The following is a 20,257-nucleotide window of genomic DNA, read 5'->3' as shown; positions in this document are numbered from 1 at the left end:
AAGAGCAGCAGACGACACACATGTGACCTTGTTCTCCTTGTCTTGCGCGCGTAGATCGCCTACGGCCGGTTTCGAGGCCCCCCAGTGGCTGGCTCCGGGGCCCGCCGCACCAGCGCGCCCGCCTCCTTCACGAGGACGTGCAGATGCGGCCATGAATCGGCGAACCGCGTCAGGTCACGGACCGTCACACCGCTTGCCGGGAGGAGGGGCTCCGCGGGAAGGAAGTGGACACTGGTACCGGTCGTCCCGTCGTCGGGGACCGGTCGCAGGCCGGTGGTGGGGCTGCCGTGTTCGTACCGCTGGGTCCAGGATCCGTTGTGGCGGCGGTTGGTGTGGACGAGCCAGGTGCTGAGCGCCGCCACGGTGGACATGCCCCGCCGAGGGTTTCCGTCGGGCAGCGGCGGGGTGTCCGGGTGGTCGAAGAAACGGAGGTCCTTCGTCGCCATGACCGGCTTCTTCACGATCTCGCCCTGTTCGTCGAGACGTGTGTCGGTGCCTCGTCCGTCGTCCACGACGGCGACGGACCCGTCCGGGTGGACGGTGACGGAGCAGTGCCCACCGCCGCCGCTCTCCGCCTCGTCCGCCGCGTAGGCGACGACCTCAAGGATCAGATGCAGGGTGCCGCCGGGGGCGAAGGCGACGGGGTCCCGGCGGACGTGCGCGAGATGCCCGACATCGACGGTGCTCGCCCAGTCGTGCGTCGTGTTGCGCCAGGTGGCCCTTGCGGCTCTTGGTGAATCCATCCGAGAAGTATGCGGCGCAAGGGGGCTCCCGTTCCGTGCACGGGGGTTCGTTCAGAATCCGATGGCCTCCCGGAGCAGTAGGACGGTGCCGCGGTCGGGGAGGTACTCGCCGTTGAGGATGAGGAGGCGGTTGATGACGCTGGGATACCCGTGGGCTTCCTGGGTTCGGGTGGATTCCAGGGGCAGGCAGTGGTCCTCGACGCGGCGCAGTGCGGTGTCGAGGTCGGGCACGATCTTCTGTGCGCCGACGACCCAGATCGCACGGGCGGCGCCGCCCGCGTTGCCGGGCAGCTGACTGCCGCTGCCCGAGGCGATGACCAGGGAGCCGGTCTCGGTGACGGCGTGAACGCTGTTCACGATGATGTCGGGGCTCGCGGCCAGCCGGCGGATCTCGTCCGCCTGGGTGGCACGGTCCATGGCCAGGAGGCGTGGCCTGATGGCGTCGTAGCGGCCGCTGTCGTTGATGTCCTCGGCGATGCCGGACAGCCGGAGGGTCTCGCTGGCGCCGGTGAACACACTGGCGCCCTCGGGGACGAGGTTCTTGATGTGGGCGCGCGCGGCGGCGACGTCGTCGAGGATCTCCACGGTGAAGCCGTGCAGGGTCAGCGCGGAGGCCGTCCGCTCCAGGCGCTGTGCGGACGCCGCTTCGGTGAACGGCGTAGCCGGTGATGAGGTGGTGGTCATGGTGGGCTTTCCTGTTCGCTGGATGACGCTTTCGACGAGCAGTGCGACACCTTCGACAACACAGCCCGCCGGAATGTGAGGTCCGGGTACGCCGCCTCACATTCCGGCGTGCTGTGCTGTCGTACTGGCAGAGACAGACGCGACCGGAGGAGCCGCCGTCACCATGCCCACCCCACCCGAGCCCGGCCGGCCGGAACCGTCGGACGACGAGACATTGAGCCAGCGGCGCCAACTGGTCGGCCTGGCCTACCGGTTGCTCGGCTCCGTGGCCGAGGCCGAGGACGCCGTCCAGGAGACGTACAGCCGCTGGTACGCCCTGTCCCCGCAACAGCGGGACGCCATCGACAACCACGACGCCTGGCTGACGACGGTCACCGGCCGCGTCTGCCTCAACCTGCTCGGATCGGCGCGGGCCCGCCGGGAGACCTATGTGGGCGAATGGATCCCCGAGCCGCTGCCCGGGCAGACGCGGTGGGTCAGCGGGCGGCCCGGCGCCGCGGTGGTCGACCCGGCGGACCGGGTCACCCTGGACGAGTCGGTCCACCTGGCCTTCATGGTCGTACTGGAATCGATGACCCCGGCAGAACGCGTTGCGTTCATCCTGCACGACGTCTTCTGCCACACCTTCGCCGAAGTGGCCGAGATCGTCGGCCGAACCCCGGCGGCCTGCCGCCAACTGGCCTCCTCGGCCCGCCGCCGCGTGCGGGCCTCACGGTCCCCCGGCACCGCGGCCCGGTCTCCGGCGTCGGCGGCGCAGCGGGCCGGGGTCGTCCGGGAGTTCAAGCAGGCCTGGGAGGCGAAGGACATCGACGCCCTGGTCGGCCTCCTCGACCCGGCCGCCACCGCCGTCGCCGACGGTGGCGGCCGCGCCATCACCTTCCCGCGCCCCATCGAGGGCGGTGAGCGGATCGCGGCCGCCTGGATCGAGATCGCCCGCAGAAAGCCGGACTCCATGACGTTCCTGGAGCGCACCGTCAACGGACAGCCCGGTGTGGTGGCTCAGCAGGACGGTGCCGTTGTGACGGTGTTCGCCTTCGACGTCTCGGGCGACCGGATCCAGCACATCTGGGTCGTCCGCAACCCGGAGAAGCTCCGGCACTGGACAGTGGGACGAGATGCGGTCCCGTGATCACCGGCGACGTGGGGCGAGCGGGTCGCCGGCCTTCTTGACGACCTCGGCGATCCAGGCCATGGCCTCCGGCACGTCGTAGTTGCCCGCGTGCGGCTGGTTCCAGGCCAGTTGGAAGTTCACGTCCGCGACCTGCGGATCGGCCTCCAGGGCACGGTCCAGGTTGATGCCGATGATGAACGAGGTGTCGCGGTCCCGGGTGCCGTTGCGGACGTACCAGTTCGGCGCCGTGTCGGCGTTCTTCGTACCGATGAAGTCCATCGGGTCGATGAGGTGGAGCTGGTCGTCGACGGTGGTGCTCTTCTTGGCGGTGTACTGCTTCCAGGTCAGCCCGGTGTCGTCCAGGCCGCTGCCGTCGCCCGCGACGTCGTTGTGGTCCCAGCTGAACTCCGTGTAGTTCAGGTACTTCTGGGTGTACGGGCCGAACAGATTGGTCTCGGTGCCGCTCGTGGTGTTGCCGTACACGCCCACGCCGTCGAACGCCGGAGTCGTCTTCAGCGTGGCCTGGGTGGCGACGAACTTCAGGTACTTCGTCATGTCGAGCGAACGCACCGTGTTCGTCGCGTTGTCGACGTCCAGCCAGTCGTTGACGTACGACTTCGTGGTGGACCCGCCGGGGCCGCCGGAGACGATGACGAAGTTCTCGCCCAGCGCCGGGATCGTGTTCGCCGGGTCGGCCCTCAGATATGTCTCGGCCGCGCGGACGACTTCTTTCTTGATGGTGGCCACCATGGTGGCTGCTGTGAGCTTCGAGCCGTCGGTGTCGCGCAGGCCGAGGCTCTTCTCGTACGCGGGGAACTTGGCCGCGATCGTCGCCGCGTCCGCCGCCTGCGCGTTCGAACCGGTCGCGTCCCGGGTGCCGAGGATGTTGTACAGCCACTCGTAGGCGACGTCCGCGTTGCCGAGATCGGTGATCGGGCAGTACGCGTTCACCGCGAACACGTCGTCGCGCAGGGTGCTGCGCCCCTTGGAGTCGACACCGGCCGCACCGATCGCCGCGAGGTAGGGGTCGTACGCGCTGTCGTTGCCGGACGCGCCCAGGATGGAGGAGAGTGCGCCGCCACCGCTGGTGCCGTTGACGACGATCCGCTCGGCGCTGCCCGGCATCACGGCGTCGTTGAGCCGCAGATAGCGCACCGCCGCCTTCGCGTCGACCGCCGCCGCCGGCGCCTTGCCCGGCGACGAACCGTCCGCGCCGACCAGACCACGGCTGCGGTTCGCGACGTCCACGAAGACGTAACCGGCCTTCAGCGCCGCGCCCACATTGCTCGTCGAACTGTCATAGGCGGCCCCGGCGGTGACGCTCGCCTTGACGTAACTGGCCATCCAGCCCGCGTTGTTCACCGCGAAGTAGATCGGCGCCCGCTGATCGCCGAAGGCACTCTCGGGCACGAACACGTTCATGCTCTCGTAGCCGCAGCGGGTGTTGTCGATGGTGGTGCTGCCGCCGATCCCGGACTGCTGCGGCGCGGCGGCGACCGGGTCGGCCACGTAGCAGAGTTCCTTGTACCAGCGTACGTTCACGGGCCGGCCGTCGACCCTGACGGTGATCGTCGTGTACGCGCTCCTGTCGAACGCCAGCGCCGCGTCCTGCGGATCGGCGGAGCGGCCCCGCTCGGCCGAGGGGGACGCGACCGCGAAGGACGCGGGCGTCGCGAGCGCCGTCAGCGCGAGCGAGCCGGCGATCGCCGCACCGCGCAGCAGACGCCCGGGGGCCGGACGTCTCATGGAGCGGGAGGTGGTGCGTCCGGAAGGCGCCTTGAGCTGCTGCATGGAGTCTCCTCATCGCGTGCCGAGTACTTCACCGGTGCCTCAGGACCAAGGCGTCGCACACGCTACGAGACTGTCAACAATCTGCACAGCGATCGTGAGGACATTTTTGTTGACGATTACGATCCCTGAAGCGTGGTGACCGCCCCTGCCGGACCGCCCCCGCTCACTCGAGAGGGAAGCTCTGATCCGCGGAACCGGTGTACGCGCCGTACGCGATGAACGTGGTCGGGGCCTCGGCGCCGAAGGCCTTCCCCGTGGACAGCGACCCCCGCGTCGCGTCGTTGACCAGGCGCTCGATGTGATCCGAGAAGCCGGGCACGGACCACGTGCCGGCCTGTGCGCAGGGAGCCGTCCGCACCGCCCAGATGCCCCCGCCGTTGAACGACGTGCGGTCGTAGTGTTCCGCCGTGTCCAGGCACCGGCCGGTGGTGACGTTGGTGAGCCGGAAATGGTCGTCACCGTCCCGCCGCCAGGCCGTCCTCGGATCGTCGCAGGGAAGAGAGACGGCCCGGTTTCCCTCGACGCCGACGCACGTACCCCAGGCGATGCCCTTGATCCGGGCGCCGTTGACCTTCTCCGGCTTCTCCTCGGCCTGTGCCGCCGGGGTCTCTCGCGAGGGGGTGTCCGACGGTGCGGCCTTCGACGCGGCGGGGGAGGGTGCCGCGGGCTTCGCTCCGGATGCCGAAGACGGCGTGGCCGTGGGTGCCGGAACGGCTGAACCCCCTTCCGGCGCCGAGGATTTCGCCGGTCCGGACCACACGGCGAGGCCCACCACCACCGCGGTCGTCACGGCCAGCAGACCCCCGGCCGCCGCCTTGCCCGCCAGACTCTTGCTCGCCAGACTCTTGCCCGCCGCGCTCTGTACGGCGAGGTGCACGGTGTCCCTGACCGCGGGGAGCAGGAGGGCGAAGGGTGCCAGCGCCTTGAGGCGACTGTTGAGGTTCTCAAGGTCGGCGAACGCCGTCGAGCACGGCGCGCACTGGGCGAGATGACGCTTCAGCCCGGGGTTCGCTCTGCCCCTGCTGCGTACCGCCTCGCCCAACAAGCCCGCGTAGTAACGGCATTCGGTATCACCGCGAAGCCGAACGTGCGCCTGCAGATAGGCGCTGCGCAGCCCCTCCTGCGCGCGGCCCAGAAGCGAGGTGACTCCATTGGGCGTCAGGCCCAGCGAGTGGGCGACGTCAGCGGTGGAACGGTCGTTGACCAGCCGCTGCCACAGCACCGACTGCCAGCGTTGCGGGAGCGAGCGGAAGCCGCGTATGAGCAGGCGGGTCTCCTCGCTGTGCAGCACGACGCCCTCCGGCTGCATGGCGTCGGGAAGCGACTCGCTCCACAACTGGAAGTCCGCGAGCGGCACCTCGACGCGTGCCGCCTTCGCGTACTCGGCCGCGGTGTTGCGCACCACCGTGAGCAGGTACGGACGCCAGTCGCCGGCCGGCCCGCTGCCGCGCCGCACAGCACGCACGGTTCGCAAGAACGCCTCGGAGGCGAGGTCCTCGGGACTGTGGTCGCCGGCGAACTGACGCGCCCGCGCCAGAACGGCGGCCCGATGCCGTCGATAGAGCTCGGCCAGTGCTTGCGCACCGAGCTCCGCGGCGTCGATCTCCGCGGCAGGCGGATCACCCGCCGGGTCGCCTTCACTCCCGCCGTCCCGACAGGAGGACCGGATTGCGGCGGACAGCTCTTCGTCGCACAGGCTGGTGAGGTCGCTGTGGCGGGCGGACACGGCGGACTCCGTTTCGATCGGCATGGAGCGGTGGGGTGGGGGCCGCGGCGCACGATCCGTTCACGCACGCAATGTACGTAACGAACGGATAACGCGGCGAGGGGGTGGCTCGCTCCGGCGCTCTACAAGGGCAACAGGTCGCTCGGAAACCGCCGGCAGTCCGCCACGGTACAGCGTCCCCTCACCCGCAAGGGAGTCACTCATGACCGGCCCACGCCGACCGGTGAACGGTGCGCCCACCACGGCCAGTTGCCCCTGGCGGCGCGAGCCCGACCGTGCGGAAACGCAGGTCACGGACGCGTCGGCGCCGATGTCTCCGCAGGCGCTGGGACCCCACCCCAGCCCGTGGTGACCACCTCGGCGCCGGGAGCGCCCCGGCCCGGCCCGACGGTCACGAGCCGTCGGAGTCTTGTCGCCCGCGACCGAATACCCCGTCCCCCACAACAGATCTTGGAGCAATTCGTGTCGAGAACCAGGACCGTCCTGCACAGTGCGGCAGCAGTCGCGGCAGCGGCCGGTTTGCTGATGGCAGTACCCCAGTCGGCCTCCGCGTCCGTCGGCGGCGGAAATGTCTCGGTCGGATGGTCCATCCCGGACACCCCGTCCTCAGGCCTGAGCAACATCACCTTCCCCCTCACCGTCGAGAAGGCCACGGCCCACCAGAGCGGCCTCTACTTCGCCCAGCAGTTCAACTTCGGCGACGCGATGGGCTACACCGGTCTGCAGCCGCGCGAGAACGCCGGCGGCCACGAGCGGCTGTCGGCACGCTTCTCCACCTTCACCGGAGGCTCCACCACCACCGACCCGAACTGTCACGAGGGCGCCGACGGCGGGCCCGGAGTCACGTGCGCCGTCGACTTCGACGCCGTCTACGGCCACCGCTACGACATCAAGGTCGCCCGGTCGGGAACGGACACGTGGACCGGCACCGCCAGGGACACGGTCACCGGAACCTCGACACATCTCGGCACCTGGACGCTCCCGGCCGGCAGCGGCAATCTGCAGGGCAGCCAGGGCGGGTTCGTCGAGTACTACCTCGCGGTCCCCAGCTGCGCGACGATGCCCAGGACCGACGTGGTCTTCGGCGGCCCCACCAGTACCGACGCAGGCGGCCTGAAGGGTACGTCCAAGGCCAACTACGAGTACAGCGACTGCGTCGGCGAGGCCAACTACGCCGCCGAGACCGTGGGAACGGGCACCCACATCACACGCGGCGCGGTGAGCGCCGGCGCAGCGGCCAAGGCGACCGGAAAGCCGTCCGCGGCCTCGGCCGCACCGACGCCGAACGCGACCGACACCGCGCATACCGACACCGCGCATCCCGACGTCAAGGCTCAAGCCGCCTCGACCCCCGGGCCCGACCAGAAGCTGGCTCAGACCGGGGGCGGCAGCCTCCCGCTCGCGGGAGCGGGAGCGGCCGTGCTCGCCGTCGGCGGCGGGCTGCTGTGGATGAACCGCCGTCGCAGGAACGGCTCCACCGGCGCGTAGCCGAACGCCGGCCGTCCCTTCGGGGCGAGGCCCGCCGGGGACGGCGGGGCCTGGAGGGACGGCCTCAGTTCGCGACGCGCATCTCGCCACGGACCTTCCCCGTGAGGTCGGCCGCCTCCTCGGTCGACAGACCGAAAATCCCGTTGTACGGAGTGACCAGCGCGATCGTCGAGTAGTCGGCCCAACCGCACACCGTCGTCTTCATGTCCTCGCTCGTCTCGAAGTTGTTCACCTCGAAGTCCGCGCACATCATCACCGCGCCGTCGAGCGAGTCCGACTCCGTCTTCTCGGCCACGCCCAACTGCGTGACGACGTGGGTCGTGCCCTTCTGCGATGCGACGGCGAGATCGTCCGACGTACGGGCGAAGTAACTGATCAACGTCGACTCGGGGTCGGCGATCGAGCCGTACGCCCCCGAGACCGTGAACCGCGGGTGGTTCTTCACGCTCCGCAGCTTGTCCTGGACCTCGTCCGGGTCGGAGGTGTCGAGGTTGTTGAGGTACTCCTCGGAGTAGCTCGCGGCGACCGGCTGGGGATCCTCGATGCCGAACTCCACCAGCTTCGCCCTGTCCTCGCTCCCGAGGGGGACATCGGCATCGGACTCGTCGCCGTAGCGGAAGTACTTGGCGAACGACGTCGTCGACGGCGCGGTCAGCCTGTGCGGGCCGTCGTCCTTGACGCCCTTCGAGCCGTAGAACCAGAACAGAGTGCCGCCGATCGCCGCCAGCGCCACCGCCACCCCGGCGACGATCCCCAGCCTCTTCCCCGCACCGCCACGGTGCGGCGGGTAGCCACCCGGCTGCGGCGGCCATCCCCAGCCTCCTTGCTGCGGAGGGTGCGGAGGGTGCGGACCTGGCTGTCCGGGCGGCCCGTACGGAGCCGGTACCCCGGGCGGCCCGTACGGACCCGGCTGCTGCACGCCGTAGGGCCCCTGCTGCGGGGGCGGTCCGGCGTACGGGCCCGGATGGTTGTTGCTCACTGCTGACGTCCCCTCGCGTACGGATGTATCAGGACATCCTGCCGGACGCTCACGACCCACGCGTCACAGCGGCACCGGGTTCGGTGGCCCAGCGGGATCAAACCGCCGTCGGCCGCAGATAGTTGAGCGTCAGCTGGGTCAGTTCCAGGAGGAAGCGGTCCCGGTGGATGGGTGGGCGGTCGAGGAGATAGCGGACCGTCAGGTGCTCCACGGTGCGGACCAGCATCCAGGCCGCCGCGGGCAGGGAGAGGTCCGGGCGCAGTTCTTCGCGGCGGGTGGTGAGATAGGCGAGGACCAGTTCGCCGATGCGGTCCTCGAAGATCCGCAGGGCCCGGCCGTCGTCCAGCTGAGGGCCGTGGACGACGGCCGCCCGCAGGAACGGCTGCTCCACGTCCAGGCCGTCGAGTAGGGCGGCGAGTGTGGCGCGGACGATCACCGGAGCGGGCTGTTCGAACTGGCCCGTCATCCGGGCGGTGATCCCCGCCACCAGCTGGTCGCTGTAGCGCTCCAGCACCGCCAGCACGATCGCGTCCTTGTGCGGGAAGTACTGGTACAGCGAGCCGGGGCTGAGGCCGGCCTCCGTCGCTATGCGGCTCGTCGACGCGCCCTCGTAGCCGTGCTCGGACAGAACCTGCGCGCCCGCCTCCAGGATGCGCTCCACCGTCGCCCGGGACCGCTCCTGACGCGGAATCCGGCGCGCGCCGACGCGAGTACCCGGTGCGTGCCGGTCCTCGTGACCGGGCGATGACCTGGGCATCAGAAGACGAGTTGAACGCGAATATGAGAGACCGTCAGCATCGACTCATGGTCGCACACGAGCCTTCAACGCGAGATGCCTCGGTCGAGCCACATCGGACGAGAACACCTCGGTCCCCTCTGTCCCCTCTGTCCCCGTATCCCCGGCGCTTCCGTGAGACGGAACGTCTCAACCGTCGCCTGGGCCGACCCCTGCGCCTGCTGCGCGTGGCCCGTGGCCGCGTCGACGAGCGACTCCTTGCCACCATCGGCGAGCGGCTGAACGCACGCGACGAGATCGGCGCCGCCCTGGCGAACGCCCTGCGCGACACCGGCGCCGGGCAGTCCGGCAAGGCGACGATGAAGCAGTTCCGGCGCGCGCTGCACGACGGCATCGACTCGGTGCCCGACCCGCCCCGCGCCCTGCGGGACTTCTTCGGCGCGGTCGACCCGGTGCCGGACTGGGTGGATTTCGACCTGGTAGAGGAGGGCGGCCGGGTGGCGCGCAGATTCGGTCGCAACACCGCCGACGTGATGCTTCAGCTCGCGCTGATCGGCTCCTACCGGTTCGACGGACCACCGAGGTTGCTCGTCGAGACGGGCGGGCTCGTCGGCGGTTCCGCGCTGCGCAGGATCGCCGAGACGCAGGCCTGGGCGACCGCCGTCACCGCCCCGGGCGCCCTGCGCCGCGAGGGGGAGGGGTTCCGGCTGACGGTGCACGTCCGCCTCATGCACGCCCTCGTCAACCAGCGGTTCGAGCACAGCGGCCGATGGGACGCCGAACGGTGGGGGCTGCCCGTCAACCAGTCCGATCTCGCCGCCACCCTGGGCCTGTTCAACGCCGTCCAGCTGCTCGGGGTCCGCCTGCTCGGCGTACCCGTCAGTCGCGCGGAATCTTTGGCGGTCATGCACCTGTGGAGGTACGTGGGCCATCTGCTGGGCGTGGACGAGGACTGGCTCTGCGACCGCGAGTCCGAGCAACACCGCCTGAACTACCACCTGCTGCTCACCCAGAGCTACGGCGGCACGGCCGGTCCGACCCTGGCCGGTGCGCTGGTGGAGGCTCAACGGCACCTGTACTTCCGGCACTTCGCCCGCCTGCGCCGCGCCTACGCGCGGGCCCGATTGCTGAGCATGCTGCGCTACTTCCTCGGCCGTCGCGGCATGCGCGACCTCGGGCTGCCGCCCGCCCTGCCCTGGGCCGTACCGCCGCTCATCGCCGCGAACGTCCTGCGCTATCGGATACTCGGCCGCACCGAGGCGGGGCGCGCACACCTCCAGCGCCGCGGGGATCGCTTCATCGAACGGCATCTGCGGCGGCATTTCCACGAACAGCCCCCGCATGTCGCGGCGTTCGACGTCTGACGGCGACGAGGGCGATCTGCGCGGGCGGGCCGGCTCAGAGTGGGGCAGGGGCGCGCAGTCCGTCGAGGACGATGCCGAGGGCGTGCTCGGCGCGGCTCTGCCAGTCGGCGCCGCCGTCGGCCTTCCAGAGGAACGACACGAGCAGCAGGACCTCGTCGGCGTCGGCGTCCCGGCGCAGCCCGCCCGTCTCCTGCCCGGCGGTGAGGAGCCGGCCCAGCGCGTCGATGAACGGCGGGTAGTAGTGGCTGCCCAGGTCGGCGCGGGTGGCGGCCTCGACGGCCCGGGACGCCCCGTGCTTGATGCGGCCGTACGTGGCCAGCTGTCCGAGCCACCGGCGCAGTGCCTCGACGGGCTCGTGCTCGTCGAGCAGGCGCGGAGCCGCGTCGATGAGGGCCTCGACGTCCTCACGGTAGACGGTCACGAGCAGTTCTTCGCGGTTGGCGAAGTGCCGGTACATGGTGCCCTGGCCGATGCCGACCGCCTTGGAGATCGACTGGAGAGACGCCCCCGGATCGGCGGTGAAGGCGTGACGGGCGGCCTCGATGATGCGGGCGCGGTTCTCCTCCCCGTCCGAACGCGGCGCGCGACGACGCGGTGTTGCCATGTCTGAACCTCTCCAAGGCGGGGGCGTGGACCCAGGGGCCGAGCCGCTTCCTTGCTTATCCGGACAGGTGTCCGTTAACGTTGTCGATTAGGCGGACACATGTCCGCGTAAGCGATTGTAGAACGAGGGATCGGCGTGGACGGCATCGAGAGCAAAGTCATCGTGATCACGGGCGCCAGCAGCGGGATCGGCGCGGCCACCGCCCGCATGCTGGCGGGGAGCGGAGCCCGCCTCGTGCTCGGGGCGCGCAGGGAGGAGCGTCTGCGGGAACTCGCCGAGGAGCTGCGCGGCGGCGGCGCCGAGGTGGCGGTCCGGGCGGTCGACGTGAGCCGACGTGACGACGTCGCCGCGCTGGTCGCCCTCGCCCAGGAGACCTTCGGACGGGTGGACGTGCTCGTCGGCAATGCCGGCACCGGTCCGGTGTCGCTGCTGGACGATCTCCGGGTCGACGACTGGGACGCGATGATCGACGTCAACGTCAAGGGGCTCCTCCACGGCATCGCCGCGGCCCTGCCGCTGTTCCGGGCCCAGGGTCACGGCCAGTTCGTGCACACCCTGTCCACCGCCGCGTACAGGACCGTGCCCGGCCAGGCGGTCTACTCGGCGTCCAAGGCCGCGGCACGCACCCTCACGGAGGGCCTGCGGCAGGAGGCGGGTCCCTCGGTCCGCGTCTCCATGGTGTCGCCCGGATTCGTCGCCACCGACTTCCTCGCGTCCGTCCCCGACGCGGAACTGCGGGCGCGTCTGACCGAGTCGATGGACGCCATGGCCATCCCGCCGGAGGCGGTCGCGCGAGCGATCCGCTTCGCGATCGAGCAGCCCGCCGACGTCGACGTCAACGAGATCGTCGTCCGGCCCACGGCCCAGGCCTGACCCGCGTCACAGGCCCGCGGCGACGTCGACGAGCAGCGTCCGCAGCCATGCGGTGAAGTGCTCGTCGGTCAGCCGGGGATTCCAGACCATGTCGATGCCGAGTCCCGGCAGCGGGAAGGGGAACTCCTCGATCCGCAGCTCCGAGAGGGCGCCCATGGTGACGGCGACCCGATGCCGCAGCAGAGCGACGCCGCCCGCGCGGGCGACGAGGAACGGCACCAGCAGGTAGTCGGAGACCAACTGACCGATCCGGTACGGGATTTCCCGCTCGTCCAGCAGCGCGTAGGGGAAGACCCGCCGGTCGGTGTCGACGACGATGTGCGGCTGCGCCGTCAGCAGGCCGAGGGCGTCGGCGTCCGGGGGAGAGTCGGGGGACGCCACGACGACGCAGCGGTCGTTGTACAGCCGCTCGCGCGGAAACGGCGAGAAGTGTCCCTCGGAGATCAGCACGACATCGACGCTGTGGTCGGTGAACGTCTCCTCCGTCGGCACCGTGAAGGTACGCAGCCGCAGGGTGGCCCCGGGAGCGCGCTCCGCGACGAGCCGCATCAAGGGAGGCCCGACGACGAACGCCGTGCTCGTCGTCATGGCGACGGTGATGGTCCGGCGGTCCTGGGCGGGGTCGAACCGGGGAGAGCCGACAAGCCGAGCCGTCTGGTGGAGCACGCCGCGCAGCGGGGTGATCAACTCCTGCGCGCGCGGCGTGAGCGTGCTGCCGGAGCGGCCGCGGACGATGAGGTCGTCACCGAACAGCCGGCGCATCCGGGCCAGCGCGTGGCTCATGGCCGGCTGGGACAGCCCGACCCGCTCCGCCGCCTTGGTCACCGAACGTTCCTCGAGGAGCGCCAGGAGAGGCACCAGCAGATTGAGATTGACCGAGGCCAGCCGGTCCGGTCCCGAGAGTCCCGAACCGGTGGCGCCGCTCTCCTTGTCGTCCATGCCGCGCACCCTATGCGGCGGCCCGATTCATCCGGCGCAGCCGGGGGACCGGGATCCGGCGGTTCAGCGCCACGGTCGCCCCCGAGCCGGCAGGGTGCGACCAGCGCAGCAGTGCGGGACCGCCCCCGGGGCCGCCCTCGACGAACACGGGGTCGCCGTCCGCCGGGAGCTGCCCGACCGCCTTGAGCGTCACCCCGAACTGCTCGGTCCAGAAGTACGGCTCGAAACGCAGCGGCGGCGCCTCGTCGCCCAGGACGAGCGCCCTGGCCGCCACCTTCGCCTGCTCGACAGCGCTGCTCCACAGAGGGACGCGCCGTCGGCCGGACGGCGTCGGAAAGGCCGCGAGATCCCCGACGGCGGCGACCTCGGGCCTGGCGAGCCCGCGGCTGTCGACCGGGACGGCGCCACCCGCGGTGAGCCCCGTCTCCGCGAGCCATTCGGTGTTCGGCACCTCGCCGACGGCGGTGACGACCACTTCCGCGCCGAGTGTGCCGCCTTCGTCCAGGACGACCCGCGAGGCGTCCGGCGACAGCCGGGCCGCCGTGGTCTCCACGACGGTGAGCCCCCGCTCCTGTGCCGCTGCGAGGAGGACCCGGGCCAGGTGCGGGCCCAACTGTGCGAGGAGCGGCGTCCCTTGGGACACGAGGATGACCCGGCACCCGGCGGCCAGACAGCCGGAGGCGATCTCCATCCCGAGCGGGCCGCCGCCGACCACGACGACCGACGGCCGGGACGTCAGGCGTCGGCGCAGCGACAGCGCGTCGTCGAGTCCGCGCACGGTGTACTCCGCCGGGGAGTCGGACAGGCGGCGCGCACGGGAGCCCGTGGCCAGGACGACACGGTCGTACGGCAGATCCGTGCCGTCGCCGAGGAGGACGCGTCGCCGGTCGAGGTCGAGCCCTGTGGCGCGTACGCCCAGCAGCTCACGTCCGCCGTGGCCGGCGGGCCGCAGCATGTGTGACGACATGTCGTCACCGTCGAGCAGCAGCGCCTTGGACAGGGCCGGCCGGCTGTACGCCGGGTACGGTTCGTCGCCGACGAGGGTCAGCTCCCCGTCGAAGCCCGCCTCGCGGAGTGTGTCGGCGGCGGTGAGCCCGGCGATCCCGTTGCCGACGATGACAACGCGCCGCAGCACGTCCCCGCTCATGCGATCCTCAGCGCGGCGACCGGGCACACGCGGACGGCGGCGTTCGCCAGAGCCGCGTCGGCTTCGTCGGTGTCATCGATGTGCGGGCGGTCGAGGACGAGATCGCCCGCGTCGTCCACATGCATCAGCTGCGGGGCGGCCTCCTCGCACAGGCCGTGGCCCTCGCAGCGTGGGCGGTCGAGGACGATCTTCATACGGGGGTCACCTCCAGGACGGGGAGCTTCTCGATGCTCCGGGTGATGTTGGCGGGGACGCGGACCGGAGCGCCGACGACGAGGCGCTCGACGCGCCGGGCGAGCGCGCCGATCACGGCGTGCGCCTCCAGACGGGCGAGCCCCTGTCCCGCGCAGCCGTGCGGGCCGTAACCGAACGACAGATGGTCGACGGGACTCCGCTCGACGCGGAAGGCGTCCGCGTCGTCGTAATGCCGCGGATCGCGGTTCCCTGCGCCGAGCAGGACGGCGATCTGCGCACCCGCCGGGATGGTGACCCCGTCGATCTCCACATCCTTGGCCGCGCGCCGCCCCCACGCGTTCACGGGGGACCAGAACCGCAGCACTTCGTTGAACGCCCCCGGCACCAGAGCCGGTTGGTCACGGACGAGAGCGAGCTGGTCGGGGTGCGCGGCGAAGAGGGCGACGATGTTCCCGATGGCCGCCACGGTGGTGTCGAGACCGGCACCGAGGTACTGGTGGATGATGTGGCCGGCCGTGCCCGCCGGCACCGCTCCCCGCTCCTCGGCGGCGAAGATCCCGCGGCCCACGGACCCCTCGGCCAGGTCCTCGGCACGGACCTGGGAGCACCACGCGTACAGCTCGCCCGCGATGGGAAAACTGTCGGCCGTCCGCTGGTTCATCGGCCCGATGACCTGCATGGCGGCCTGCCCCCAGCGCAACATGTTGTCGCGCACACGGCCCGTGAATCCGATCAGGTCCGCGACCACCTCCAGCGGAAACACCCGGGCGAGGGCGTCGACGGCCTCGAAGGACCCACGGTCGACGAGACCGGCGACCAAGGCGTCCGCCTTGTCCTCGATACGGCCCTTGAGCCCACGCAGCGCCCGGGGCGAAAGATTCTCGGTGAGCGTGGCACGCAACTGCGTATGGACCGGCGGGTCCGACGCGAGCGAGGTGCCGATGAGAGCCTCGTTGGCCCGCGCGTTGAAAGCGATCGAGGTCGAGGAGAAGGACTCCCAGTCGGCGAGCGCGGCGCGGATCACGTCGTACCGCGTCAGCGCGTACACGTCGTTCTTCGGGAGATGGACGACGGGCCCGAGTTCCCGCAGTTCGGCGTAGGCGGGGTACGGGTCGATGACGACCTCGTCGGCGAACAGGTCGATGTCGGAAGCGGGTTGGGTGGACATGCCTTTCAGTGAAGGCGCTGCCACCTCATCAGGCAAATGAATGATCTGCATGCATTGAGATGCATGGTGTGCATGTAGGGAGGTGGTGGGGAGACGAGGCAGGCCGTCAGGCGAGCAGCTGCTCGCTCAGCTCCCACAGCCTGCGTGCGTCGTCGGGGTCGAGCATCGCCGAGTTGGCGTCCGAAGGGATGCTGTCCGCGGTCAACGGGCGCTGTTCTTCGTCGAGTTCGGCGACGTCACTGTCCTTGAGGTAGACCCCGCCGACGCCGTCGAGCAGCGGGGAGGCGGCACCGAAGACGAGGGTCGCGGCTCCCTGCTCGATCGTCTTCTTGCCGTTCCCGGGGTCGATGACGGTGGCCCCGTCGTCGTCGACCAGACCCTGTGCGCGGAACGACGCGATCTGCTCCGCGGTGAACGGGCCCGGCCCGATGACCACCCCGGGGTGGGTCGCGAAGGCCCGGACGCCGTCGTCGGCGTACCGCCGGTCCAGCTCGACGGTGAACAGGACGTTGGCCCGCTTGGACTGCCCGTACGCCGAGGCGGGGTCGTACCCGGTCGCGAAGTCCAGGTCGTCCCACCGCATCTCACCGAAACGCGCCGCGCCCGACGTCACCGTGACCACGCGCGCGCCGTGCGCGGCCCGCAACGCCGGCAGGAGCGCCCGGGTGAGCTGGAAGTGGCCGAGGTGCGAGGTCGAGAACTGCAGTTCATGACCCCGTGCGTCGCGCACGATCTCGGGCGAGAACAGCACGGCGGCATTGTTGACCAGGACGTGCAGGGGCCGGCCGGAGGCGAGCCACCGCTGCGCGAAGGACTCGATCGAGCCGGGGTCGGTGAGGTCCAGGCGCTCGACACGCACTCCCTTGATCCCGTCCACCGCCGCGGCCGCCCGCTCGGGGTCACGCGCCGCCACGGTCACGGTGGCACCGGCGGCGCAGAGCGCGCGGGTGACTTCGCGGCCGAGCCGGCCGTGCCCGCCGGTGACGATCACCTCCCGCCCGCTCAGGTCGAGACCGGAGAGGACTTCGTCGGCTGTCGAGGAGGCGGTGAACGGTGTGCCCAGGGGAATCTGCTGTGCTGTCATGTCTCCAGTCTCGGCCGCACACGGCGGACGCTGAATGATTGCGCGTCCATATTTTTTGCGCGAGAGTACGAGGATGTCTGATCTGGCCGCCCCCGATGTGCTGTCCGACGTCCTCGACCTGGTCGAAGTGCAGGGACTGGTGACGGGCGGGTTCGCGGTGCGCGGACCGTGGGCGTCCTCGGGCGCGGTCTCCCGGCCGCTCAAGCTGATCGCGCTCGTCGCCGGATCGGCCCGGGTCGGCGTGGACGGACCGGGCGGCCCGGACGGTCCCGTCGAGCTCGCTCCCGGCGATGTCGTCCTCCTCAACCACCGCACCCGCCTCGACGTGCGCGGCGGACGCGGCGACGGAGCGCCGGTGGAGCTGATGCCCGAGGCCGACTTCGACGCCATGGCGCTGGCCGCCGCCGACCGGACCACCGATGACGTACTCGTCGGCGGCTGGATCCAGGTGGGCCCGGCGGGCCTCGCCCTGCTGAGCACGGCGCTGCCCGGTCTGGTCCACGTGCGCGCGGCGACCTCGGCGGCCTCCCGCCTGGGCGGCATCGTCGAGCGGCTCTTCGACGAGGCCACGAGCGGGCGCCTGGGCTCGGGGTTCGCCATCCGCCAGAACGGACAGTTGCTCCTGCTCGAAATGCTGCGCGCCTACCTGGAGCAGGAAGAGGCACCCGTCGGCTGGCTCCGCCTGCTCGCCGACGAACCGCTCCGCCCGGCGCTGCGACTGATCCACGATCAGCCCGGTCGCCCCTGGGGACTCCTGGACCTGGCCCGCGCCGCCGGCATGTCACGCACCAGCTTCGCCGAGCGGTTCCGCGCGACCGCCGGAACACCACCGCTGGCCTATCTGTCGCGCTGGCGCATGCTGCTCGCGCAGCGTGCCCTGCGCGACCCCGACGTCCGCGTCGGCTCCCTCGCCGCCGAGCTCGGCTACGGCTCGGAGAGTGCCTTCAGTACGGCGTTCAAACGCGAGGTCGGCGAGTCACCCCTGCACTACCGCCGACGGCTGCACGCCACGGTGTAGACCACTCCACCGGGTCCAGCCGTGTTCCGCCGAGGGGGGACTGCGGGGGCGGCGACTGCGGGTGCGCGGCTGTGCGATCTTTGTTCGACTGTGGAGCATGATGCCTGCGCGGAGTGTGGAATCGAGCGCCTGCCGACAGGCGCCGTCGCGTGAACCGCGCCGTGCCACCCCCCTTTCCGCTCCGTCACGGAGCGTAGGGTGATGGCCATGTCCACGGCGGGTTCTGGCCCCGGCGCCGGGCCCGACGCCTACGTACCGGACCCGCGGCGCTGGAAGGCGCTGTGGGTCACGCTCGTGGCGGGCTTCATGAGCCTGCTCGACGTCACGATCGTCGCCGTGGCCCTGCCCACCGTCCAGCGCGACCTGCACGCCTCGGCTGCGCAGGTGCAGTGGGTGGTGTCCGGATACGCCCTCACCTTCGCCCTCGCTCTGGTCACCGCGGGACGCCTCGGGGACGCGCTGGACAGACGGCGGATCTTTCTGCTGGCGCTGGGCGCGTTCGTGCTGTGCAGCGCGGCGTGCGGTGCGGCGCCCGACGTCACGCTGCTGGTGGTGGCCCGACTCGCCCAGGGACTCGCCGCCGGCTGCATGGCTCCGCAGAACTCGGCGCTCATCCAGCAGATGTTCCGCGGCGCCGAGCGCGGCCGCGCGTTCGGCCTGTTCGGCGCGATCGTGGGCATCTCCTCCGCGGTCGGCCCCATCACCGGTGGCGCCATCCTCGCCCTGGCCTCGGGCCCGCAGGGCTGGCGGTGGATCTTCTACGTCAACGTCCCCATCGGTGTCGTCGCCGTCCTGCTCGGGCGCCACCTGCTGCCCCGGGTCCGACGGACCGGCAAGGGCTCCGTGGACGTGCCCGGTGTCCTGCTCCTCGGTGCGGGCGTCCTCGCCGTCATGTATCCGCTGGTCCAGGCCGACTCCGGCGGAATCGGGCGGCTGTGGTGGCTGTTCCCCGTCGGCGCCGCGATTCTCGCCGCTTTCGTGTGGTGGCAGCGCCGTCTGCTCGCCCGGGACGGCCAGCCGCTGCTCGACCCGCGCCTGTTCACCACCGTGCGCGGCTACGCGATCGGCGCCGGTGTGGGCACGCTGTACTTCATCGGCTTCAGCGGCGTCTGGCTGGTCTTCGCGCTCTACTACCAGCACGGCCTCGGCTTCTCCCCGCTGCGATCGGGCCTCGCCGTCACCCCGTTCGCCGTCGGCTCGGCAAGCGCGGCGGTGCTCGCCGGACGCCTGGTGGACAGGTTCGGGCGCCGCCTCACCGTGTGGGGCCTCACGGCGGTGCTCGTCGGCCTGGGCACCACGGCACTGCTGCTCCGCTACGCGCCCGTGGACAGTGCTCCCTGGATCGCGGCCCCGGCGCTCTTCGTCGGCGGCGTCGGCGGAGGCTTCGTCGTCTCGCCCAACATCACCATGACCTTGCGCGATGTGCCCGTGCGCATGGCGGGCGCCGCGGGAGGCGCGCTGCAGACGGGGCAGCGGCTCGGCGCGGCGGTGGGAACGGCGGCCCTGCCGGGCCTGTTCTACCTGGTCCTGGGCCGGAGCGACGACTACCGCAGCGCCCTCTTCGTGGCCCTGATCGCCGCGCTCGCCGCGATGCTGTCCTCCCTGGCACTCGCCGCCTTCGACGCGCTGCGGGACCGGCGCACGCGCCGGCGGCAGCAGGACACTCCGGACGGAACGGTCGAGGACCCGGTCCACTTCTGGCAGAGCTGACCCGGCCCGCACCCCTGCGGTGCACGTAGCCGTCAGCAAGGGGTGGTGCTGGGACCACCCCGGCTTCGGTGTCCAGGCCCAGCGACGGCCGGCGTCGTACACGGCAGGCTGCTTGATGTCGGCGAACGGGGCCGGCAAGCACCCACCACACTCACCGGGGGACACCCATGACGGAAACCATCGCGCGGCGCCTGACCGGCGCCGCGGGCATCGCTGCCGCGGCCGCCTTCATCATCGAAGTGCCCCTGTACTTCATCTACTCGGGCCCGCCGCCGGACGCGAACGTGCTGAGCAGGCTGCTGATCGGGATCGTCGCACTCGCCTGCCTGCTCGTGTTCATGACCGCCCTGCGGGACCTGGTCAAGCGGGTGAGCCCGGAGCACGAGTGGGCCGGCTCCATCCTCTTCGCCGCGGGACTGGTCTACGCGACGATCACGCTGGTCTCCAGCGGTCTGGAAGCGGGCGCGGTCATCGCCGTCGACCACCCGATCGATCCGACCATCGCGGTCAGCGGCACCTACATCCTCTACGGGTCGATCTCCCGCCTGATGCTGGCACTGTTCCTGACCGCGGTCGGCTTCGTCGTCTCACGCACGCAACTGCTCCCGCGATGGACGGGCCGGTCGGCGTACGCCCTGGCGGGCATCAATCTGGCCTTCGTGCCGTCCCTGTTCTTCGGCAACACCCCCGCGCATTTCTACGCGGCCAACGGCTGGGGCACCACCGCGCTGATGGGGGCGCTGTTCAGCTACTGGCTGCTGGCCGTCGGCATCTCCACGTACCGCAGCGGCGCACGGGCCGCGCTGCCCCGGGTACCGGCGAAGGCACTCTGACCTCCGCAGCCAGTGCGTCCGTGTGGTGGGGGGGGGAGAGGGAGGGGGGGGGGAGGGGGGGGGG

General features: G+C 71.0%; 19 protein-coding genes. 7 read left to right on the top strand and 12 right to left on the bottom strand.

The features are described from left to right. Positions 1–59: 59 nt before the first annotated feature. Both ACFVDP_RS08875 and ACFVDP_RS08870 read right to left on the bottom strand, forming a co-directional pair. Entirely contained in the window at positions 60–743 is a 684-nt protein-coding gene (locus tag ACFVDP_RS08875) for an ATP-binding protein (protein WP_383485540.1), read from the bottom strand. Positions 744–794: 51 nt separating this feature from the next. Continuing rightward, entirely contained in the window at positions 795–1,427 is a 633-nt protein-coding gene (locus tag ACFVDP_RS08870; protein ID WP_383485537.1) for an LUD domain-containing protein, read from the bottom strand. A gap of 163 nt (positions 1,428–1,590) precedes the next feature. Between ACFVDP_RS08870 and sigJ the strand changes: the two genes are divergently transcribed. Continuing rightward, positions 1,591–2,556 carry an RNA polymerase sigma factor SigJ gene (sigJ, locus tag ACFVDP_RS08865; protein ID WP_383485535.1) on the top strand — a complete coding sequence of 322 codons (966 nt, stop codon included), beginning with the start codon at positions 1,591–1,593 and terminating at the stop codon, positions 2,554–2,556. Here the strand turns inward: sigJ and ACFVDP_RS08860 are convergent, their stop codons facing one another. Both ACFVDP_RS08860 and ACFVDP_RS08855 read right to left on the bottom strand, forming a co-directional pair. After that, positions 2,557–4,329 (bottom strand): subtype B tannase, encoded by a 1,773-nt coding sequence (locus ACFVDP_RS08860; RefSeq protein WP_383485532.1) that lies wholly within the window; start codon positions 4,327–4,329, stop codon positions 2,557–2,559. It lies immediately after the preceding gene. A 163-nt stretch (positions 4,330–4,492) separates the two neighbouring features. Continuing rightward, on the bottom strand, positions 4,493–6,079 hold the full coding sequence (locus ACFVDP_RS08855) for a sigma-70 family RNA polymerase sigma factor (protein WP_383485529.1): 1,587 nt from the start codon (positions 6,077–6,079) through the stop codon (positions 4,493–4,495). Positions 6,080–6,580: 501 nt separating this feature from the next. Here ACFVDP_RS08855 and ACFVDP_RS08850 point away from each other — a divergent pair. Next, positions 6,581–7,543 (top strand): LPXTG cell wall anchor domain-containing protein, encoded by a 963-nt coding sequence (locus ACFVDP_RS08850; protein ID WP_383485526.1) that lies wholly within the window; start codon positions 6,581–6,583, stop codon positions 7,541–7,543. Between the two features lie 64 nt (positions 7,544–7,607). On the opposite strand, the gene ACFVDP_RS08845 is transcribed toward ACFVDP_RS08850, so the two are convergent. Both ACFVDP_RS08845 and ACFVDP_RS08840 read right to left on the bottom strand, forming a co-directional pair. Next, on the bottom strand, positions 7,608–8,522 hold the full coding sequence (locus ACFVDP_RS08845; RefSeq protein WP_383485523.1) for a hypothetical protein: 915 nt from the start codon (positions 8,520–8,522) through the stop codon (positions 7,608–7,610). 97 nt (positions 8,523–8,619) lie between these two features. Beyond that, positions 8,620–9,279: a TetR/AcrR family transcriptional regulator gene (locus ACFVDP_RS08840; RefSeq protein ID WP_383485520.1), complete on the bottom strand. Its 660-nt coding sequence runs from the start codon at positions 9,277–9,279 to the stop codon at positions 8,620–8,622. Between the two features lie 206 nt (positions 9,280–9,485). Here ACFVDP_RS08840 and ACFVDP_RS08835 point away from each other — a divergent pair, with 206 nt between their 5' ends. Next, positions 9,486–10,622 (top strand): oxygenase MpaB family protein, encoded by a 1,137-nt coding sequence (locus ACFVDP_RS08835; RefSeq protein WP_383485518.1) that lies wholly within the window; start codon positions 9,486–9,488, stop codon positions 10,620–10,622. A 34-nt stretch (positions 10,623–10,656) separates the two neighbouring features. Here ACFVDP_RS08835 and ACFVDP_RS08830 read toward each other — a convergent pair whose 3' ends face one another. After that, positions 10,657–11,226, bottom strand: coding sequence for a TetR/AcrR family transcriptional regulator (locus tag ACFVDP_RS08830; RefSeq protein ID WP_383485515.1), 570 nt, complete (start codon positions 11,224–11,226; stop codon positions 10,657–10,659). 135 nt (positions 11,227–11,361) lie between these two features. On the opposite strand from ACFVDP_RS08830, the gene ACFVDP_RS08825 reads away from it, so the two are divergent. Next, positions 11,362–12,099 carry an SDR family oxidoreductase gene (locus ACFVDP_RS08825; protein WP_383485512.1) on the top strand — a complete coding sequence of 246 codons (738 nt, stop codon included), beginning with the start codon at positions 11,362–11,364 and terminating at the stop codon, positions 12,097–12,099. A 6-nt stretch (positions 12,100–12,105) separates the two neighbouring features. Here ACFVDP_RS08825 and ACFVDP_RS08820 read toward each other — a convergent pair whose 3' ends face one another. From ACFVDP_RS08820 to ACFVDP_RS08800, 5 genes are all read right to left on the bottom strand, one after another. Beyond that, positions 12,106–13,038 (bottom strand): LysR family transcriptional regulator, encoded by a 933-nt coding sequence (locus ACFVDP_RS08820; RefSeq protein WP_383485509.1) that lies wholly within the window; start codon positions 13,036–13,038, stop codon positions 12,106–12,108. 10 nt (positions 13,039–13,048) lie between these two features. After that, complete coding sequence (locus tag ACFVDP_RS08815; protein WP_383485506.1) at positions 13,049–14,185, bottom strand: NAD(P)/FAD-dependent oxidoreductase; 1,137 nt, start codon at positions 14,183–14,185, stop codon at positions 13,049–13,051. After that, positions 14,182–14,379 (bottom strand): ferredoxin, encoded by a 198-nt coding sequence (locus ACFVDP_RS08810; RefSeq protein ID WP_383485503.1) that lies wholly within the window; start codon positions 14,377–14,379, stop codon positions 14,182–14,184. The genes ACFVDP_RS08815 and ACFVDP_RS08810 overlap by 4 nt, the downstream gene beginning before the upstream one ends. Continuing rightward, complete coding sequence (locus tag ACFVDP_RS08805) at positions 14,376–15,548, bottom strand: cytochrome P450 (RefSeq protein WP_383485501.1); 1,173 nt, start codon at positions 15,546–15,548, stop codon at positions 14,376–14,378. The genes ACFVDP_RS08810 and ACFVDP_RS08805 overlap by 4 nt, the downstream gene beginning before the upstream one ends. 106 nt (positions 15,549–15,654) lie before the next feature. Then, a complete protein-coding gene (locus tag ACFVDP_RS08800; RefSeq protein WP_383485498.1) occupies positions 15,655–16,632 on the bottom strand; it encodes an SDR family NAD(P)-dependent oxidoreductase in 978 nt (325 codons plus the stop codon). Between the two features lie 73 nt (positions 16,633–16,705). Between ACFVDP_RS08800 and ACFVDP_RS08795 the strand changes: the two genes are divergently transcribed. The 3 genes from ACFVDP_RS08795 to ACFVDP_RS08785 all read left to right on the top strand — a co-directional run bounded on the left by ACFVDP_RS08795 (position 16,706) and on the right by ACFVDP_RS08785 (position 20,193). After that, entirely contained in the window at positions 16,706–17,650 is a 945-nt protein-coding gene (locus tag ACFVDP_RS08795; RefSeq protein WP_383485495.1) for an AraC family transcriptional regulator, read from the top strand. 201 nt (positions 17,651–17,851) lie between these two features. After that, positions 17,852–19,360: an MFS transporter gene (locus tag ACFVDP_RS08790; protein ID WP_383485493.1), complete on the top strand. Its 1,509-nt coding sequence runs from the start codon at positions 17,852–17,854 to the stop codon at positions 19,358–19,360. 167 nt (positions 19,361–19,527) lie between these two features. Further along, positions 19,528–20,193, top strand: coding sequence for a hypothetical protein (locus ACFVDP_RS08785; protein ID WP_383485490.1), 666 nt, complete (start codon positions 19,528–19,530; stop codon positions 20,191–20,193). The last annotated feature ends 64 nt before the right edge of the window (positions 20,194–20,257 follow it).

It is taken from the genome of Streptomyces sp. NPDC057694 (assembly GCF_042799415.1).
Taxonomy (GTDB): Bacteria; Actinomycetota; Actinomycetes; order Streptomycetales; family Streptomycetaceae; genus Streptomyces.
This window is presented reverse-complemented; position numbering and strand designations above follow the sequence as displayed.

Coding starts and splice junctions, on each gene's coding strand:
- ACFVDP_RS08855 (WP_383485529.1), bottom strand. CDS start 6,079: ATGCCGATCGAAACGGAGTCCGCCGTGTCCGCCCGCCACAGCGACCTC.
- ACFVDP_RS08790 (WP_383485493.1), top strand. CDS start 17,852: ATGGCCATGTCCACGGCGGGTTCTGGCCCCGGCGCCGGGCCCGACGCC.
- ACFVDP_RS08800 (WP_383485498.1), bottom strand. CDS start 16,632: ATGACAGCACAGCAGATTCCCCTGGGCACACCGTTCACCGCCTCCTCG.
- ACFVDP_RS08875 (WP_383485540.1), bottom strand. CDS start 743: ATGGATTCACCAAGAGCCGCAAGGGCCACCTGGCGCAACACGACGCAC.
- ACFVDP_RS08785 (WP_383485490.1), top strand. CDS start 19,528: ATGACGGAAACCATCGCGCGGCGCCTGACCGGCGCCGCGGGCATCGCT.
- ACFVDP_RS08830 (WP_383485515.1), bottom strand. CDS start 11,226: ATGGCAACACCGCGTCGTCGCGCGCCGCGTTCGGACGGGGAGGAGAAC.
- ACFVDP_RS08805 (WP_383485501.1), bottom strand. CDS start 15,548: ATGTCCACCCAACCCGCTTCCGACATCGACCTGTTCGCCGACGAGGTC.
- ACFVDP_RS08795 (WP_383485495.1), top strand. CDS start 16,706: ATGTCTGATCTGGCCGCCCCCGATGTGCTGTCCGACGTCCTCGACCTG.
- ACFVDP_RS08840 (WP_383485520.1), bottom strand. CDS start 9,279: ATGCCCAGGTCATCGCCCGGTCACGAGGACCGGCACGCACCGGGTACT.
- ACFVDP_RS08815 (WP_383485506.1), bottom strand. CDS start 14,185: ATGAGCGGGGACGTGCTGCGGCGCGTTGTCATCGTCGGCAACGGGATC.
- ACFVDP_RS08850 (WP_383485526.1), top strand. CDS start 6,581: ATGGCAGTACCCCAGTCGGCCTCCGCGTCCGTCGGCGGCGGAAATGTC.
- ACFVDP_RS08870 (WP_383485537.1), bottom strand. CDS start 1,427: ATGACCACCACCTCATCACCGGCTACGCCGTTCACCGAAGCGGCGTCC.
- sigJ (WP_383485535.1), top strand. CDS start 1,591: ATGCCCACCCCACCCGAGCCCGGCCGGCCGGAACCGTCGGACGACGAG.
- ACFVDP_RS08810 (WP_383485503.1), bottom strand. CDS start 14,379: ATGAAGATCGTCCTCGACCGCCCACGCTGCGAGGGCCACGGCCTGTGC.
- ACFVDP_RS08860 (WP_383485532.1), bottom strand. CDS start 4,329: ATGCAGCAGCTCAAGGCGCCTTCCGGACGCACCACCTCCCGCTCCATG.
- ACFVDP_RS08820 (WP_383485509.1), bottom strand. CDS start 13,038: ATGGACGACAAGGAGAGCGGCGCCACCGGTTCGGGACTCTCGGGACCG.